Below are 16241 nucleotides of genomic sequence, written 5' to 3'. Positions count from 1 at the left end.
GCGATGCTTTTTCTGAAGCGACCTGTCAGTGACTGAACTGACGCCATCGCCGGCAAGCCGCCTCCCACGGGTTATACATTCAGTCAGTCACTTTCGTTTTGGGCCCCGTTTTGCGCGTCTTGCGGACTTCTGTATAACGATGAGCGCTCTGCGTGGGAATGCTCCCCAAGACGTTCCGCGTCCGCTCTTGAAGTGACGCGGAACGATCAGTTGCCGCTTTACCGTTTCTCGATCTTGAACCCGAGTCTCGGGAAGTGCACATGCACCACACCCGCTCGATCATCCTCGCGGCGCAGGATCAGCTCCTCAGTCCCCGCAAATACCAGCTCGCCTTCTACGCTATCAACTCCGTAGTCAGTCGCCGAGATCGCCACCTGATCGCCTGCCTTGAAGCCATTGGGGTCTACGAATGCCTCTTCAGGTAGCGCCGCTGGCGTGGCATTGCGGGCGATCTCGATGGCCTCGGCCGAAGTCAGGTCGCTGTGCGCGCCGTGGCCGAAGCCCAGCACGCGGCCAAGCCATGCACTGACCCCAGGGTAGTTATCCACAAACGGCGCCGTCACAGGCGTCTGTTTGAGGAACCACAGGGTGTGCGCCACGCTGAAATCGGCAATCGAAGGCTCACCGAACAGGAAGTCGCCATTGCGTGACAACTGCAACTCCAGACGTGCCATGAACGTCGGCCACTGGTGTTTGGCCTGCTCGGCACTCAGGCGCGTTGCGCTGCCGCCGGTGAACAGCGATGAACGATCTGCAACGAATGCCTTGGCGGCCTCGGGCGGGACCTTGGCAAAGCGCACGGCCAACGATTCCGGCTGGAATACCAGACTCACCGCGTGCATGAACAGTACCGAATCGCCCCAGGCGGCCAGGCTGGCGACGGTAAATTCCTGATCTTCCGGGTAGAACGTCGGGGAAGCCTTTTCATGTTCCAGACGGCGCGCCATCAGGGCTGTATCGCAATAGATATCCGCACCGACCTGCAACACCGGCGTCCGACGATAACCGCCGGTCAGCGCCGTCAGGTCAGGTTTGGGCATGATCGATGGAATGGTCACAGAGCGCCAGGAAAGGCCCTTGAAACCCAGCATCAGACGGGCTTTTTCGGCAAACAACGAGGTGGGGTAATGGTGAAGAATCAACTCGGACATGTTCAGCCTCAGGGCGCGTGGAAAGCAGACAGCTTACCCCGCACCTCCCTGACAGCCTACCGCCTCAGCTGGATGGCATGACATCACGCTCATTGATCGATACCTGAACCGGCACACCTTTGTAGCTGGCAGCCAGCACCTCCTTGGCCGTCTTGCGCAGCTTCTTGATCAACCGCTCATGACGCAGGGCTTCGCCCTTGCTGACGTGCTGTTCGACGTACACCAGCGCCACGGCCGGGCTTGAACAGAAAAAGCGTGCACCCTTGCCGCTCTGGTGAGCGGCAAAGCGTCGGACAGGATCATCGCTAATGCCGCAGTACAACGAACCATTGGCAGCGCGCACGAGATAAACGAACCAGGGCTTGCAGACCAGAGGCTTGTTGATCGACCCGGCAGCGACTGCACATGGCTCAGGCACGGCGGCTCTCGGTAAAGGTTTTCAGACCTTTCTGCGCCTGGCCGCGAATCGCGTTTTGCACCATCGGCGTCCAGCCCAGCAGCAGGCCTTTTGCACCCAGGGCCTGACGCGACCAGCGCCACAGGTCGAAATGGTCATGATGCTCGCAGATCAGGCCGTCGCGAAACACGAAGCGCGCCTGAATGTCGTTGACCACTGTGCGCCCGGTCTGGCTGAACAGGTAGGTCGCCACCCAGTGGGCGCTCCCGGAACGGTCGTCTGCACGCACCTGATCGAACACCACCGAGAAGTCCTTGGCACGCGACGTGAGCATGCGCCACATGTCACCTGCCTGACGGCCACGCAACTCGCCGAACACCGGATCGCTGAACAGCACATCGTCGGTGTAACAGGCGCTCATTGCCTCGGCGTCCAGCTGAGCGAACGCTTCATAAAAGCGGGTGATGAGAGCGCTGTTGGCCTGACTGTCTTCTTCGTAACTCATGCGTGCAGTTCCCTTGGCAAAAGATGCGTGCACGATAAGCGGCAAACGCGTTGGGAGCTACCAACATTTAGCAAACAAATAAGGTTATTGGACCTTCTCACTGCTCACCTGCACGTACAACGATCGACCCGCCCCCATGCCCGCGATCATCGCGCCAAGACCCAATACGGCGAAGATCCAGCCAATCGCATTCCAGTTGCCGGTCACGTCGTGCACGACACCGACCGCAAACGGCCCCATCGAGGCGATGGTGTAGCCGAAACCTTGCGCCATGCTCGACAGATTGGACGCCACATGCGAATCCCTTGAACGCAACACGATCAACGCCAGCGCAAGACTGAACGTACCGCCCTGCCCCAGGCCCAGCAGAATCGCCCAACCCCACAGACCTTCCAGCGGCGCATAAAGGCAGCCGAACAATCCGGTGAGGGTCAGCGACATCACCAGCATGATTGCCAGACGCTGGTCCTTGCCACGCGTCGCCAGCCAGGGGGCGCTCAGGGCGCTGATGACCTGCACGATGATCGATCCAGACAGGAGCAGACCTGCCTGGGTCGGGGTCATGCCGCGGCCGATCAGAATCGACGGAAGCCAGCCAAACACGATGTAGGACAGCGAAGACTGCAGCCCCATGTACAGCGTCACCTGCCAGGCCAGCCGATCACGCAGCAGGCCTTTGACCCGGTAAACATCACGGTGCGTGCCGTGTATTTCAAGGGCTTGCGGCAGCCAGAGCAACGCAGCGATCAGTGCCGGAATCAGCCAGAACCCCAGACCGATCTGCCAGCTGTCATCGAAGTAATGACTCAGCGGCACGGTGGAGCCCGCTGCGATGGCCGCACCCAGACACAGCGCCATGGTGTAGACACCGGTCATTGCGCCTGCCTGCTTCGGAAAGTCGCGCTTGACGATGCCCGGCAGCAGCACGCCGATGATGCCGATGCTCGCGCCCGCCATCAGGCTCCCCGTGAACAGGCCGAATTCACCGAACAGACTGCGCACTGCCAGACCCGACGCGAGCAGCAGCAGAATCACCAGAACGACCCGCTCACTGCCAAAGCGGCGTGCCAGAATCGGTGCCAGCGGTGCGAACAGGCCCAGGCACAGCACCGGCAAGGTGGTCAGCAGGCCCGCTTCGGCAGCCGACATACCCAGGCTGTCGGACACGTTATTGAGCAAGGGCGCGATGCTGGACAACGCGGGGCGCAGGTTAAGAGCCACCAGCACCAGACCCAGCAGCAACAGCCAGGGGCGCTTGAGGATCGGAGGAATCGGGGCAGTGGCAGAGTCGGGGCTGGGTTGAGCCTTGGCAGTCATCTATTTCTCGGCAATCAGGTATGTCGACCCGTTTCAGGGGGCAAGTATCCTGTTGGAGAACGATGTGGAATACAAGGTTCAGGCGAGATTGCATACAAACCAGGCCTGACACCAGAAATGAAAAAACCGGGCGCGAGGCCCGGTTTTCTGTGTCGCAGCTGTGACTCAGTGAATGATCTGGCTGAGGAACAGTTTGGTACGGTCGCTTTGCGGGTTGTCGAAGAAGTCGTTCGGCGCAGCCTGCTCGACAATTTCACCCTTGTCCATGAAGATCACCCGGTTGGCCACGGTGCGGGCAAAGCCCATCTCGTGGGTCACGCACAGCATGGTCATGCCCTCTTCAGCCAGGCCGACCATGGTGTCGAGTACTTCCTTGACCATTTCCGGGTCGAGTGCCGAGGTCGGCTCGTCGAACAGCATGATCTTGGGCTTCATGCACAGCGCACGGGCAATCGCCACACGCTGCTGCTGACCGCCGGAGAGCTGGCCCGGGAATTTGTGCGCCTGCTCTGGAATGCGTACACGCTCCAGGTAATGCATGGCGATTTCTTCGGCTTTCTTCTTCGGCATCTTGCGAACCCACATCGGCGCCAGCGTGCAGTTCTGCAGGATGGTCAGGTGCGGGAACAGGTTGAAATGCTGAAACACCATGCCGACTTCACGGCGGATGGTTTCGATCTGCTTCAGGTCCGAGGTCAGCTCGGTTCCGTCAACAATGATCCTGCCCTGCTGGTGCTCTTCCAGACGGTTCAGGCAGCGAATGGTGGTCGACTTGCCCGAGCCCGACGGGCCGCACAATACGATACGCTCGCCCTGACGCACGTTCAGGTTGATGTCCTTGAGCACATGGAACTGGCCGTACCATTTATGGACGCCCTCCATGCGGATCATGCCTTCAGCGCCCAGAGGCTTGGTGATAACTTCACTCATGTCAAAACTCCTAACGCTTGTGGCCTGTGTCCAGCTTACGTTCCAAGTGCATGGAATAGCGGGACATACCGAAACAGAAGATCCAGAACACCAGGGCCGCGAAGACATAGCCTTCGGTGGCCATACCCAGCCATGACGGGTCGGCGGTGGCTTGCTTGACGCTGTTGAGCAGGTCGAACAGACCGATGATGATCACAAGGCTGGTGTCCTTGAACAGCGCGATGAAGGTATTCACGATGCCGGGAATAACCATCTTCAACGCCTGCGGCAGGATCACCAGACCCATGCTGCGCCAGTAACCCAGGCCCATGGCAGCGGCCGCTTCGTACTGACCCTTTGGAATCGCCTGCATGCCACCGCGCACCACTTCGGCGACGTAGGCCGACTGGAACAGGATGACGCCGATCAGCGCCCGCAGCAGCTTGTCGAAGTTCATCCCTTCAGGCATGAACAGCGGCAGCATGACCGAGGACATGAACAGCACCGTGATCAAGGGCACGCCGCGCCAGAACTCGATGAAGGTCACGCACACCACGCGCACCGCCGGCATGTTGGAGCGACGCCCCAGTGCCAGCAGAATGCCCAGCGGCAGCGCACCGGCGATACCGACCGTAGCGATGACCAGCGTCAGCATCAGGCCGCCCCACTGGCTGGTCGGCACGTTGCTCAGACCGAATGCGCCACCGTGCAGCAGGTAGAACGCAACGACCGGGTAGATCACCAGGTAAGCGATACCGTAGAGGGCCTTGCGCGGGAATTTCGAAATGAACAGCGGTGCAGCGCCCACGATGGCGAGGATGGCGGTCAGATCGACCCTCCAGCGCAATTCGGTGGGGAAGTATCCATACATGAACTGGCCGAAACGCTGCTGAATGAATACCCAGCAGGCGCCAGCCTTGGTGCAATCTTCCTTGGTGGTGCCGATCCAGTTCGCATCCAGCAGTGCCCAACTGATCATCGGCGGGACGATCAGGTAGATCAGGTACAGCGACAGCAGCGTGAGGATCGTGTTGATCCAGCTGGAGAACAGGTTCTGCCGCATCCACGCCATCGGTCCGAACACTTTGCCCGGCGGTGGCATATCAGGTTTGAAAGTATGGGTTGTCATGCGCGTTTCCTCACCGCTCGATCAGCGCAATGCGCTTGTTGTACCAGTTCATCAGCAGGGAAATGCTGATACTGATCGCCAGGTACACGCTCATGGTGATGGCAATGACTTCAATGGCCTGTCCGGTCTGGTTGAGCACCGTACCGGCAAACAGGGAAACCATTTCCGGATAACCGATGGCTGCCGCCAGCGAAGAGTTCTTCGCCAGGTTCAGGAACTGGCTGGTCAACGGCGGGATGATCACTCGCAGTGCCTGCGGAATGATGACCTTGCGCAGCGTAGGACCCGGACGCAGCCCCAGCGAGCGAGCGGCTTCGGTCTGGCCATGGCTGACCGACTTGATGCCCGAACGCACGATCTCGGCGATGAACGCCGCGGTGTAGATGGTCAGCGCCAGTGTCAGCGAGATCAGCTCGGGGATCAGCACCCAGCCACCGGTGAAGTTGAAGCCCTTGAGTTGTGGCAGTTCCCAGTGCACAGGGCTGCCGAACACCAGCATGCTCAGGCCGGGAATGACCAGCAGCAATGCCAGGCCTACCCAGAACTTGTGGAACGGCTGACCGGTGGCTTCGAAACGCTTGTTGGCCCAACGCACCATCATCACGATGGCAACGATGGCGATCAGCACGCTGACCAGAAACGCTGTCATGCCTTCGGCCGGCATCGCTCGGGGCATGTTCAGGCCACGGCTGCTGACGAAGAACATGTCGAAATAGCCATGGGCCTGACGTGGTCCGGGCAGCGTCAGGAAGACCGCGGTGTACCAGAACAGGATCTGCAGCAGTGGCGGGATGTTGCGGAAGACTTCCACATACACCGTGGCCAGTTTGCTGATCATCCAGTTCGGAGACAGACGGGCAACGCCGATGATGAAGCCCAGCAGAGTCGCCAGGATGATACCGATGACCGAGACCAGCAGGGTGTTGAGCAGGCCGATGACAAACACGCGGGCATAGCTGTCCGCTTCGCTGTAATCGATCAGATGCTGAGCAATGCCGAAGCCGGCACTGCGCTCAAGAAAGCCAAAACCGGACGTGATACCCCGGTGCTGGAGGTTGGTCTGGGTGTTGTCGAACATGAACCAGCCCAACGAGACCACCGCAATGACAGTGATGATCTGAAACAACCACGCGCGCACTTTCGGATCGCTCAGGGTGAGCTTTTGCTTGGGTGCGACGATTTGCTTTTCCATGAAATGCCCCAGGAAAAATCCAACAGAACAACGCCCGACAGACTGGGAAGCCTGTCGGGCGCCGGGTCAATCAGCGAATAGGTGGAGCGTACTGGATGCCACCAGCGTTCCACAGGGCATTCTGGCCACGCTTGATTTTCAGCGGGGTGGACTCGCCCAGGTTGCGTTCGAACATCTCGCCGTAGTTACCTACCTGCTTGACGATCTGTACGACCCAGTCCTTCGGCAGCTTCAGGTCGGCACCGTAGGCACCGTCAGCGCCGAGCATACGGGCAACATCAGGGTTCTTGGTCGACTTGGCTTCTGCTTCAACGTTCTTGGAGGTCACTTTGGCCTCTTCAGCGTTCAGCATGGCAAACAGTGTCCACTTGACGATGGAGAACCACTCTTCGTCGCCTTTACGTACGACAGGGCCCAGCGGCTCCTTGGAGATCACTTCCGGCAGAACGACGTAGTCGTCCGGCTTGGCCAGCTTGCTGCGCTGTGCGTACAGCTGCGACTGGTCGGAGGTCAGCACGTCGCAACGGCCGCCTTCCAGCGACTTGGCGCTTTCATCGGAGGTGTCGAAGGTGATCGGGGTGTATTTCAGGCCGTTGGAGCGGAAGTAGTCAGAGACGTTCAGCTCGGTGGTGGTGCCTGCCTGGATACAAACGGTCGCGCCGTCCAGTTCCTTGGCGCTGTTGACGCCCAGCTTCTTGTTCACCAGGAAGCCGATGCCGTCGTAGTAGGTCACGCCGGCGAAAACCAGGCCCATGCCCGAATCGCGCGAGCTGGTCCAGGTGGTGTTACGCGACAGGATGTCGATTTCGCCCGATTGCAGTGCAGTGAAACGCTCTTTGGCGTTCAACTGGCTGAACTTGACCTTGGTCGCGTCGCCAAACACGGCTGCGGCAACGGCGCGGCACACGTCAGCGTCGATACCGGTGATCTTGCCGGTAGCATCCGGAACGGAAAAACCTGGCAGGCCATCGCTGACGCCGCACTGAACAAACCCTTTCTTCTGAATAGCATCGAGTGTGGCACCTGCGTTAGCAGCCCCCGCCACGCCAAGTGCTGCTACAGCTGTGACTACCGCCAGGGTGGATTTCAACATCTTCATTCAAAATCTCCAGTTTGCTCTTTGTTGTGTGGGAGTTTCAGTGGCATCGCACCCTTGTGAGGCATTAATGACCCGTGCTGGCTTTTTTTTGGGTCATGCGTGGCCGGACCTGAATCATGAAGCGCCTGCAAGATCATCTCGTCAGGCCTCATCATCATTCGAATCGATCCCTTGGACTGTTGCCCCGTGTTTTCCCGAACCCGAACGGTACAGGTTGAAACGTGCCGCGAATCCTGACGCATGGAGTCCGGTGCTGCTTTTCGACCGTTACCAGTAATAGCTTTATAGTGTTACCGATCGATGTGAGCACTCAGTCTCCAGACGTCTTGTAGCAAAGCCCGTACCAGCATGCTGGCGATGTTGAATTAGTGACAGGTCAAGACAAAAACTTGTACCGTTGCGACATCTTCTTTCATATTCAAACAAGCTGCGCACTTTATTAATGCGCCCAAAAAGCGCCTGCGCACAAAAATGGAGCAGTCATGAGCGAACCCCTGATCATTGAACCGTCCGGTGCCCCTGATGCGTGCGTCATCTGGTTGCACGGCCTGGGTGCCGACCGCTACGACTTTCTACCAGTGGCCGAAGCCCTGCAGGAGTCACTGCTGACCACTCGCTTCGTGCTTCCGCAGGCTCCGACCCGCGCCGTCACTGTCAACGGCGGCTATCAAATGCCGAGCTGGTATGACATCAAAGCCATGAGCAGCGAGGCCCGCGCCATCGATCATGAGGAGATGGAGGCCTCGGCGCAGCAGGTGTTGAACCTCATCGAGCAACAACGCGACAGCGGCATCGACCCTGCGCGTATCTTCCTGGCAGGCTTTTCCCAGGGCGGCGCAGTGGTGTTGCACGCCGGATATCTGCGTTGGCAAGGCCCGCTGGGTGGCGTGTTGGCGTTATCCACTTATGCACCGACATTCAACAATCAGATGACGCTGTCCGCCAGCCAACAGCGCATCCCTGCCCTCTGCCTGCACGGTCAACATGACGAAGTGGTGCACAACGTCATGGGTCGGACCGCCTATGAACATTTGAAGGCGCAAGGTGTCACCGCTCAATGGCAGGAGTACCCAATGGGGCATCAAGTGTTACCGCAGGAAATTCAGGACATTGGCGTATGGCTGGCTGAAAGGCTGCGCTGAAATCCGCTTTGCAGCGCTCTGGACCGAGCGGTTCTGTAGCGCAACACGGATGACACTACGCCGAGCACGGTTCTTGCTTTACACTGCTCGGCGTACATTCCTTAACCAATTGACGAGATGACCGTGCTCAAAGCACTCAAAAAGATGTTCGGTAAAAGCGAGGCCGAACAGCTCGCGCCTGCTCCGGCAGCACCTGCCTCCGCCCCTGTCATGCCCGTTCAAGAGCAGATTAAGGGCCAGAATCATGACCGCCCCGCTCAGGTGGCCGACACGGCTGTCGAGCCTGCCAAAGCCAGAGCACCGCGTTCCGACAAGCCAAGGGCCGAGCGCCCACGCCGCGAACGCGTGGAAAAGCCCCCTGCGCCAGCCTGGAAACTCGAAGATTTCGTCGTTGAGCCGCAGGAAGGCAAGACCCGCTTTCACGATTTCAACCTTGCGCCCGAGCTGATGCACGCCATCCAGGACCTGGGCTTCCCTTACTGCACGCCGATCCAGGCAGGCGTTCTGGGTTACACCCTAAAGGGCAAGGACGCGATTGGTCGTGCGCAGACCGGCACCGGCAAAACCGCAGCCTTCCTGATCTCGATCATCGAGCAACTGACCCAGACTCCGCCACCTGCCGAGCGCTACATGGGCGAGCCACGTGCCCTGATCATCGCGCCGACCCGGGAACTGGTGGTGCAGATCGCCAAGGACGCCGCCGACCTGACCAAGTACACCAACCTGAACGTCATGACGTTCGTCGGTGGCATGGACTTCGACAAGCAGCTCAAGCAACTCGAAGCCCGTCACTGCGACATTCTGGTTGCCACGCCGGGCCGCCTGCTGGACTTCAACCAGCGCGGTGAGGTGCATCTGGACATGGTCGAAGTCATGGTGCTGGACGAAGCCGACCGCATGCTGGACATGGGTTTCATTCCGCAGGTGCGTCAGATCATTCGTCAAACGCCGCACAAGGGTGAGCGCCAGACCCTGCTGTTCTCGGCCACCTTCACTGAAGACGTCATGAACCTGGCCAAGCAATGGACCACGGATCCGTCCATCGTCGAGATCGAGTCGCTCAACGTTGCCAGTGACAACGTCGAGCAACATATCTATGCCGTGGCCGGTGCCGACAAATACAAGCTGCTGTACAACCTGGTCAACGACAACGGCTGGGAACGCGTGATGGTCTTTGCCAACCGCAAGGACGAAGTACGTCGCATCGAAGAACGCCTGGTGCGCGATGGCGTCAACGCGGCGCAACTGTCGGGCGACGTGCCTCAGCACAAGCGGATCAAGACACTGGAAGGCTTCCGCGAAGGCAAGATTCGTGTACTGGTCGCCACTGACGTGGCCGGTCGCGGCATTCATATCGACGGCATCAGCCATGTGATCAACTTCACCCTGCCGGAAGTGCCGGATGATTACGTGCACCGCATCGGCCGCACTGGGCGTGCCGGCGCCGACGGCGTGTCGATCAGCTTCGCAGGTGAGGATGACTCGTATCAGTTGCCAGCCATCGAAGAGAAGCTGGGCCGCAAAATCAGCTGCGAAACACCGCCGACCGAACTGCTGCGTGCAGTGGTGCGTCGCACGACTTGAGCGTTTTCCCGCCTAAAAGATGATCGTGCCAATGTCCCGCATTGGCACGCTGCCCGGGACGCGGAGCGTGCTGAGAGGCATTCCCACGCAGAGCGTGAGGAACGATCAGGGACAAGTCATCTCACTTCCAGCGATCAGCCGCTGCATGATCACTGTCACGCCCTTCTACCCAACGCTCACCCTCAGGGGTGTTCTCACGTTTCCAGAACGGCGCGCGGGTTTTCAGGTAATCCATGACGAAGTCACAGGCTTCGAAAGCTGCCTGACGATGGGCACTGGCGACGCCAACGAACACGATGGGCTCGCCCGGCTCAAGCGCGCCGACACGATGCAGCACGTCCAGCCGCAATAACGGCCAGCGCTGCTCGGCTTCGACAATGATCTTCGCCAACGCCTTTTCGGTCATGCCCGGATAGTGTTCCAGAAACATGCCCGACACTTCGCGACCGTCGTTGAAGTCCCGCACATAACCGACAAAACTCACCACCGCTCCGATGCCGACATTGGCCGCATGCAGCGCGTTGACTTCTGTGCCCGGATCGAACGCAGCAGATTGCACGCGAACCGCCATGATCAGCCTCCGGTCACGGTAGGAAAGAACGCCACTTCATCGCCATCCTGCAACGGCTCGTCCAGCGGGCACAGTTCCTGATTGCGGGCGCACATCACGTTCTGCTCACCCAGCACCTGCCAGGCTTCGCCGCGCTGGAGCAGATGCTGACGCAGTGCATCCAGGGTTGCGAAATCACCTTCGACTCGCTCGCTGTCCAGACCCAGCGCTTCGCGATAGCGGGCGAAATACTGAACCTGCAGCTTCATTTCCCCGCCTCCACATCGTCGGCGACGAAGTGACCGCTTTTGCCGCCAATCTTCTCCAGCAGGCGTACCGACTCGATGACCATGCCGCGGTCCACCGCCTTGCACATGTCATAGATCGTCAGCGCCGCGACACTGGCGGCAGTCAGCGCTTCCATTTCCACACCGGTCTGCCCTGCCAGCTTGCAGCGCGCCATGATCAGTACCGAGTCGTCGCCCTCGGCAGAGAGTTCGACCTTGACGCTGGTCAGCATCAGTGGATGGCAGAGCGGGATCAGATCGCTGGTCTTCTTCGCCGCCTGAATACCCGCGATACGGGCCACAGCGAAGACATCACCCTTGGGGTGACCGCCGCTGACAATCATTTGCAGAGTGGTCGGCAACATGCGCACACGCGCACAGGCCACGGCTTCACGGGACGTGACCGCTTTATCGGTGACATCGACCATGTTGGCACGGCCTTGGGAATCGAGATGAGTCAGCACAGTTCTACTCCTGAACAGGAGCGGGGATTGTAAACCTAAATGTGTGGGATCGGGCTGGAGCTTGGGCACACATCTGCGCCACATTCAAGAGCGGACGCGGAGCGTCCTGGGAGGCGTTACCACGCTGGAGCGTGGGAACGATCATTGATCTCCAGCACACTGATCGTGCCCACGCCTGCGCGTGGGCACGACCAACACCGTTACAGATGACTCTCTGCGTACTCGGCCAGGATCGAGCGAGGCACACCCTGCAAGGTGATGTGCACGCCGTTGGGGAAGTCCTTGAAGCGTTCTGTCAGGTAGGTCAGCCCGGAGCTGGTGGCTGACAGATAAGGGGTGTCGATCTGCGCCAGGTTGCCCAGGCAGACCACTTTGGAACCGGCACCGGCACGGGTGATGATGGTTTTCATCTGGTGCGGCGTCAGGTTCTGGCACTCATCGATCAGGATCAGACTCTGTTGAAAGCTGCGGCCTCGGATGTAGTTGAGGGATTTGAACTGCAACGGCACCTTGCTAAGGATGTAGTCGACGCTGCCATGGGTGCTTTCGTCATCCATGTGCAAGGCTTCGAGGTTGTCGGTGATCGCGCCGAGCCACGGCTCCATTTTTTCCGCTTCGGTACCCGGCAGGAAGCCGATTTCCTGATCAAGACCCTGCACGCTGCGGGTCGCGATGATGCGGCGATAGCGCTTGGTGACCATGGTTTGCTCGATGGCAGCGGCCAGGGCCAGGATGGTTTTACCCGAACCGGCAGCACCGGACAGGTTGACCAGGTGGATGTCCGGATCCAGCAGGGCAAACAGCGCCAGCCCCTGATAGATATCCCGCGGCTTGAGGCCCCAGGCCTCCTGATGCATCAGCGGCTCCTGATGCATATCCAGAATCAGCAGCTCGTCATTCTTGACGCCCTTGATCCAGCCGACGAAGCCCTGTTCGTCGACAATGAACTCATTGATATGGACCGCAGGCAGCGTTTCGTTCAATTGCACACGGTGCCAGGTGCGCCCCCGCTCCTGACGGGTATCGACCTTGTTGACCCTGTCCCAGAACGAACCGGTCATATCATGGTAGCCACGGGACAACAGCGAGACGTCGTCCACCAACTGGTCGGTACTGTAATCCTCGGCCTCGATACCGCACGCGCGGGCCTTGAGGCGCATGTTGATGTCTTTGGTCACCAGCACCACGCTCAAGTCCTTGTTGCGCGCGTGCAGGTCGATCAATTGGTTGATGATGATGTTGTCGTTCAGATGCTCGGGAAGCAGGCTGTTGGGTTCCTCGCGCTTGCTCATCAGAATCGACAGGAAGCCTTTGAACACGCCAGTGCCACGGTCGATCGGCACACCCTTCTCGACTTCTTCGGGTGACGCTTCGCCCAGCGTCTTGTCGATCAGGCGGATCGCCTGTCGGCATTCGGCGGCTACCGAGTGTTTACCTGCCTTGAGTTTGTCCAGTTCCTCCAGAACGGTCATGGGGATGGCGACGTGGTGTTCTTCGAAATTCAGCAGTGCGTTTGGATCATGGATCAATACATTGGTATCGAGCACGTAAAGGATTGGCTGGTTAGTGGAGGGGGTGCGTCCGTGATCATCCATACTCGCTCACCTTTGTAGTAGCCAGGCGACGCAGAACCACAACAGCACTGCGCCACGAAAAGGCCGCCGGTTTTCTTCCCTTCAGGCAGGGTAGAAGTGTTGCTCAAGGTGGGTCTTGGGAGACGCCACCTGTGTTGCAGGTTTCGGCGGTCTGTATTCGTAATACAGCAAAAGGGATGACAGAAAAAAGCTCTTTGACAGTTTTTTGAAGTTTATTTCACAGGATGACGAATAGCGCTTGGCGGACGTTCTCAGCGCGTTTACAGTCGGAAGTCAGCTACAGTCGATTTGCCCGTCATTCCCCTTCAGATGCGTCTTCGCCACCCTCCTCCAGCCCTTGTTCCACGGGCGTTTCATACAGATTCCGGCAGTCATCCCAGATCAGTTCGCTTTGCGCGGTATTGGCCATCAACAGCGGCAGTGCCGACTGCGCCCGGTTGGCCGAGTCATGGAACACCACTGTGCCCCGTCGCCAGAGCAGCATGAGCGTCAATACGCGATCACCCACCTGATCGGCAGTCAGCCGACCGGTTGCATCCTGAGCGTCGATATTCCACAGCGATACCCGCAGATGCTGCGAGCGGAAATAGTCGCCGCTGTCGGCTCGGCGATGGCCATAAGGCGGCCGGAACAGCGGCACGAAGTTATCCGGCAGGATCTGCTGCACCAGCGCCGAGCTGCGTTGAATCGAATCCTGCCAATCGAGCCACTGGCTGTGCGAGCGGTATTCCCAGCCCTGAATCCCCACGCACTGCTGGCGGTACAAAGCCTGCAGGCTGGCAGCGGATGTGCTGTCGAGACGGTCCTGCAGGCTCTTGCCCAATACATGGAAGGTCGCGGTCATTTTCTGCTGGCGCATGAAGTCGGCCAGCCAGTCCGTGGCACCGTCGACGGCGCTCGGCCCACTGTCGAAGTCGAGTCTGAACGTGCGGTCGGGCATCTCGTCGCCGCTCATCTCATCGGAGTTGTAACGCTCGATCTCGCTGCTGGTCTGCGGAAACAGCGCAGCCAGGAACAGCAGTTCATTGAGGTAGCGCTGATGGAAGACAGCACTGGGTCTCGCCCAGGCAGCATAAAAGGAGTCATCGGCGACCTGATATTCCTCGGCGCGCTGACGCAACTGATCCATGTCTTCGACCAGCACACAGAAGTTGGCATCATCCACGCAGCTTTTCTGGGCGGCCTGATAGTTTTCCAGCAGACGCGACCACAGACGGTGGCGGACCACGTTCAACGATGAGACGTTCACGTAACGCAGACCAAGGCGCTGCCTGAGCCCCTCCTCGTCCAGCTTCTCGCTCAGGTACAGCTGATGGGCGAACGCAAGGATCTCTGCGCGTGACGCGACATCGAACAGCGCCGGCGTTTCCAGACGCTCGGGCCAGACACTGCGATCCATGGTGGCGATGACCGGAGCGGCTGCCTGGGCCTGACCCCATAACAGACACGCGCAAACTGCTAAAACGATACGCAAACCCAATATCCTCTCTGTCGACTGTCGCGTCATGACCAGCGCGCCACTATAGCTGATATACGCCCGCCCCTTATGTCGGCACACATACAAAGCAGGTGCGTGAAACGCAATGGCCCCACACACGAGTGTCAAACCTGTCTCTATCGCCACCATAGCTGGAGTCGCGCGCCATCAGCCCCTAGAATCCCCGGACGATCAAAGGAGACGACTTCATGCTGATGGTGATTTCCCCAGCGAAAACCCTCGATTTCGAAACACCGCCCACCACCGAGCGTTTTACCCAGCCGCAGTACCTGGAACACTCTCAGGAATTGATCAGCCAGCTTCGTGAACTTGCGCCCGCGCAGATCGCAGAACTGATGCACCTGTCCGACAAACTGGCCGGTCTCAATGCCGCGCGCTTTGGAAGCTGGACGCCAGCGTTCACCCCCGAGAATGCCAAACAGGCGCTGCTCGCGTTCAAGGGCGACGTGTACACGGGCCTTCAGGCAGAGACGCTCAGCGAAGATCAGCTCGACTATGCGCAGAAACACCTGCGTATGCTCTCCGGCCTTTACGGCCTGCTACGCCCCCTGGACCTGATGCAACCCTATCGCCTGGAGATGGGCACGCGGCTGGCCAATGCCCGTGGCAAGGATCTTTATGCCTTCTGGGGTACGCGGATCAGTGAATGGTTGAATGAAGCACTCGCCGATCAGGGCGACGACCTGCTGCTCAATCTGGCCTCGACCGAGTACTTTTCAGCGGTCAAGCGTTCGGCGCTCAATGCCCGGATCATCGACATCGAGTTCAAGGACCTGAAAAACGGGCAGTACAAGATCATCAGCTTCTATGCCAAGAAGGCGCGAGGGATGATGAGCCGGTTTGTGATCGAGGAACGCATCGACAGCCCCGAAGCGCTTAGAGCGTTCGATGTTCAGGGATATCGTTATAACGCAGAACTATCCTCCCCCTCCAAGTTGGTCTTTCTGCGCGACAGCCCAGAGGACTAATGGCGTCAAAGTTGTGCAGCGCTACGCCGCTGTACAACTTAATACGCCTATCTCTCCGGCCAGGCGACGGCTTTATGACGCCACTTAAACGTCAACTAGTGTCTCGCTTGTCCGACAAGAAAATTTTCTCAAAAAATAAACAATTTTTTTACGTGGTGGCGCTTTAGTCTTAAACAGTAATGGCACTTTTATATCAGGTGACATCTAACCCCTGTTTATAAGGGACTTCACCCTTGTGCGCCATCAGTATGCAACTACCCATGTCACAAGATTGATACATCAAAATCTCCCAAACAGGACGAGTGGCCCGGAACTAAATGGGAAACCTTACGCTCCTACATCCCGTAACAATTCTCGGCCACCCTGTAGGAGATCACCTACAGCGAAGCGAGGACAAAGGGAAGTTACCCGCAGGCAGTCCTTTTCCAAGGGAAGAGGCTGCAGGTACCGAAAT

The 16241-nt window shown here is 58.8% G+C and carries 16 protein-coding genes; 3 read left to right on the top strand and 13 right to left on the bottom strand.

Annotated features, from left to right (window positions below):
- Nucleotides 1-218 precede the first annotated feature (218 nt).
- The 8 genes from AO065_RS06680 to AO065_RS06645 form a co-directional block, all read right to left on the bottom strand.
- Complete coding sequence (locus tag AO065_RS06680; RefSeq protein WP_004886185.1) at nt 219-1151, bottom strand: glutathione S-transferase family protein; 933 nt, start codon at nt 1149-1151, stop codon at nt 219-221.
- A gap of 64 nt (nt 1152-1215) precedes the next feature.
- Nucleotides 1216-1569, bottom strand: coding sequence for a GIY-YIG nuclease family protein (locus tag AO065_RS06675; RefSeq protein WP_004886188.1), 354 nt, complete (start codon nt 1567-1569; stop codon nt 1216-1218).
- Complete coding sequence (locus AO065_RS06670; protein ID WP_004886192.1) at nt 1562-2053, bottom strand: nuclear transport factor 2 family protein; 492 nt, start codon at nt 2051-2053, stop codon at nt 1562-1564. Before AO065_RS06670 ends, AO065_RS06675 begins: the two co-directional genes overlap by 8 nt.
- 84 nt (nt 2054-2137) lie before the next feature.
- The gene (locus AO065_RS06665) at nt 2138-3370 is read right to left on the bottom strand and encodes an MFS transporter (protein ID WP_004886195.1); all 1233 of its coding nucleotides are present in this window, start codon (nt 3368-3370) and stop codon (nt 2138-2140) included.
- A 165-nt stretch (nt 3371-3535) separates the two neighbouring features.
- A complete protein-coding gene (locus AO065_RS06660) occupies nt 3536-4300 on the bottom strand; it encodes an amino acid ABC transporter ATP-binding protein (RefSeq protein WP_004886196.1) in 765 nt (254 codons plus the stop codon).
- 10 nt (nt 4301-4310) lie between these two features.
- Nucleotides 4311-5408 (bottom strand): amino acid ABC transporter permease, encoded by a 1098-nt coding sequence (locus AO065_RS06655; protein ID WP_004886199.1) that lies wholly within the window; start codon nt 5406-5408, stop codon nt 4311-4313.
- A gap of 10 nt (nt 5409-5418) precedes the next feature.
- Nucleotides 5419-6600 carry an amino acid ABC transporter permease gene (locus AO065_RS06650; protein WP_004886201.1) on the bottom strand — a complete coding sequence of 394 codons (1182 nt, stop codon included), beginning with the start codon at nt 6598-6600 and terminating at the stop codon, nt 5419-5421.
- 70 nt (nt 6601-6670) lie between these two features.
- Nucleotides 6671-7699 carry an amino acid ABC transporter substrate-binding protein gene (locus tag AO065_RS06645; protein WP_004886204.1) on the bottom strand — a complete coding sequence of 343 codons (1029 nt, stop codon included), beginning with the start codon at nt 7697-7699 and terminating at the stop codon, nt 6671-6673.
- A gap of 482 nt (nt 7700-8181) precedes the next feature.
- Between AO065_RS06645 and AO065_RS06640 the strand changes: the two genes are divergently transcribed.
- Nucleotides 8182-8841 carry an alpha/beta hydrolase gene (locus AO065_RS06640; protein ID WP_004886208.1) on the top strand — a complete coding sequence of 220 codons (660 nt, stop codon included), beginning with the start codon at nt 8182-8184 and terminating at the stop codon, nt 8839-8841.
- A 117-nt stretch (nt 8842-8958) separates the two neighbouring features.
- Nucleotides 8959-10425, top strand: coding sequence for an ATP-dependent RNA helicase RhlB (rhlB, locus tag AO065_RS06635; RefSeq protein ID WP_032652053.1), 1467 nt, complete (start codon nt 8959-8961; stop codon nt 10423-10425).
- Between the two features lie 121 nt (nt 10426-10546).
- On the opposite strand, the gene moaE is transcribed toward rhlB, so the two are convergent.
- The 5 genes from moaE to AO065_RS06610 all read right to left on the bottom strand — a co-directional run bounded on the left by moaE (nt 10547) and on the right by AO065_RS06610 (nt 14795).
- The gene (gene moaE, locus AO065_RS06630) at nt 10547-10996 is read right to left on the bottom strand and encodes a molybdopterin synthase catalytic subunit MoaE (RefSeq protein ID WP_004886213.1); all 450 of its coding nucleotides are present in this window, start codon (nt 10994-10996) and stop codon (nt 10547-10549) included.
- A 2-nt stretch (nt 10997-10998) separates the two neighbouring features.
- Nucleotides 10999-11244 (bottom strand): MoaD/ThiS family protein, encoded by a 246-nt coding sequence (locus tag AO065_RS06625; RefSeq protein ID WP_004886217.1) that lies wholly within the window; start codon nt 11242-11244, stop codon nt 10999-11001.
- Nucleotides 11241-11726, bottom strand: coding sequence for a cyclic pyranopterin monophosphate synthase MoaC (moaC, locus tag AO065_RS06620; protein ID WP_004886220.1), 486 nt, complete (start codon nt 11724-11726; stop codon nt 11241-11243). The genes AO065_RS06625 and moaC overlap by 4 nt, the downstream gene beginning before the upstream one ends.
- A gap of 200 nt (nt 11727-11926) precedes the next feature.
- Nucleotides 11927-13321 carry a PhoH family protein gene (locus tag AO065_RS06615; protein ID WP_004886223.1) on the bottom strand — a complete coding sequence of 465 codons (1395 nt, stop codon included), beginning with the start codon at nt 13319-13321 and terminating at the stop codon, nt 11927-11929.
- Between the two features lie 295 nt (nt 13322-13616).
- Entirely contained in the window at nt 13617-14795 is a 1179-nt protein-coding gene (locus AO065_RS06610; RefSeq protein WP_032652056.1) for a polysaccharide deacetylase family protein, read from the bottom strand.
- Between the two features lie 212 nt (nt 14796-15007).
- Here AO065_RS06610 and yaaA point away from each other — a divergent pair, with 212 nt between their 5' ends.
- Entirely contained in the window at nt 15008-15787 is a 780-nt protein-coding gene (gene yaaA / locus AO065_RS06605) for a peroxide stress protein YaaA (RefSeq protein WP_004886226.1), read from the top strand.
- Nucleotides 15788-16241 lie beyond the last annotated feature (454 nt).

It is taken from the genome of Pseudomonas viridiflava (assembly GCF_001642795.1).
GTDB lineage: Bacteria > Pseudomonadota > Gammaproteobacteria > Pseudomonadales > Pseudomonadaceae > Aquipseudomonas > Aquipseudomonas viridiflava.
This window is presented reverse-complemented; position numbering and strand designations above follow the sequence as displayed.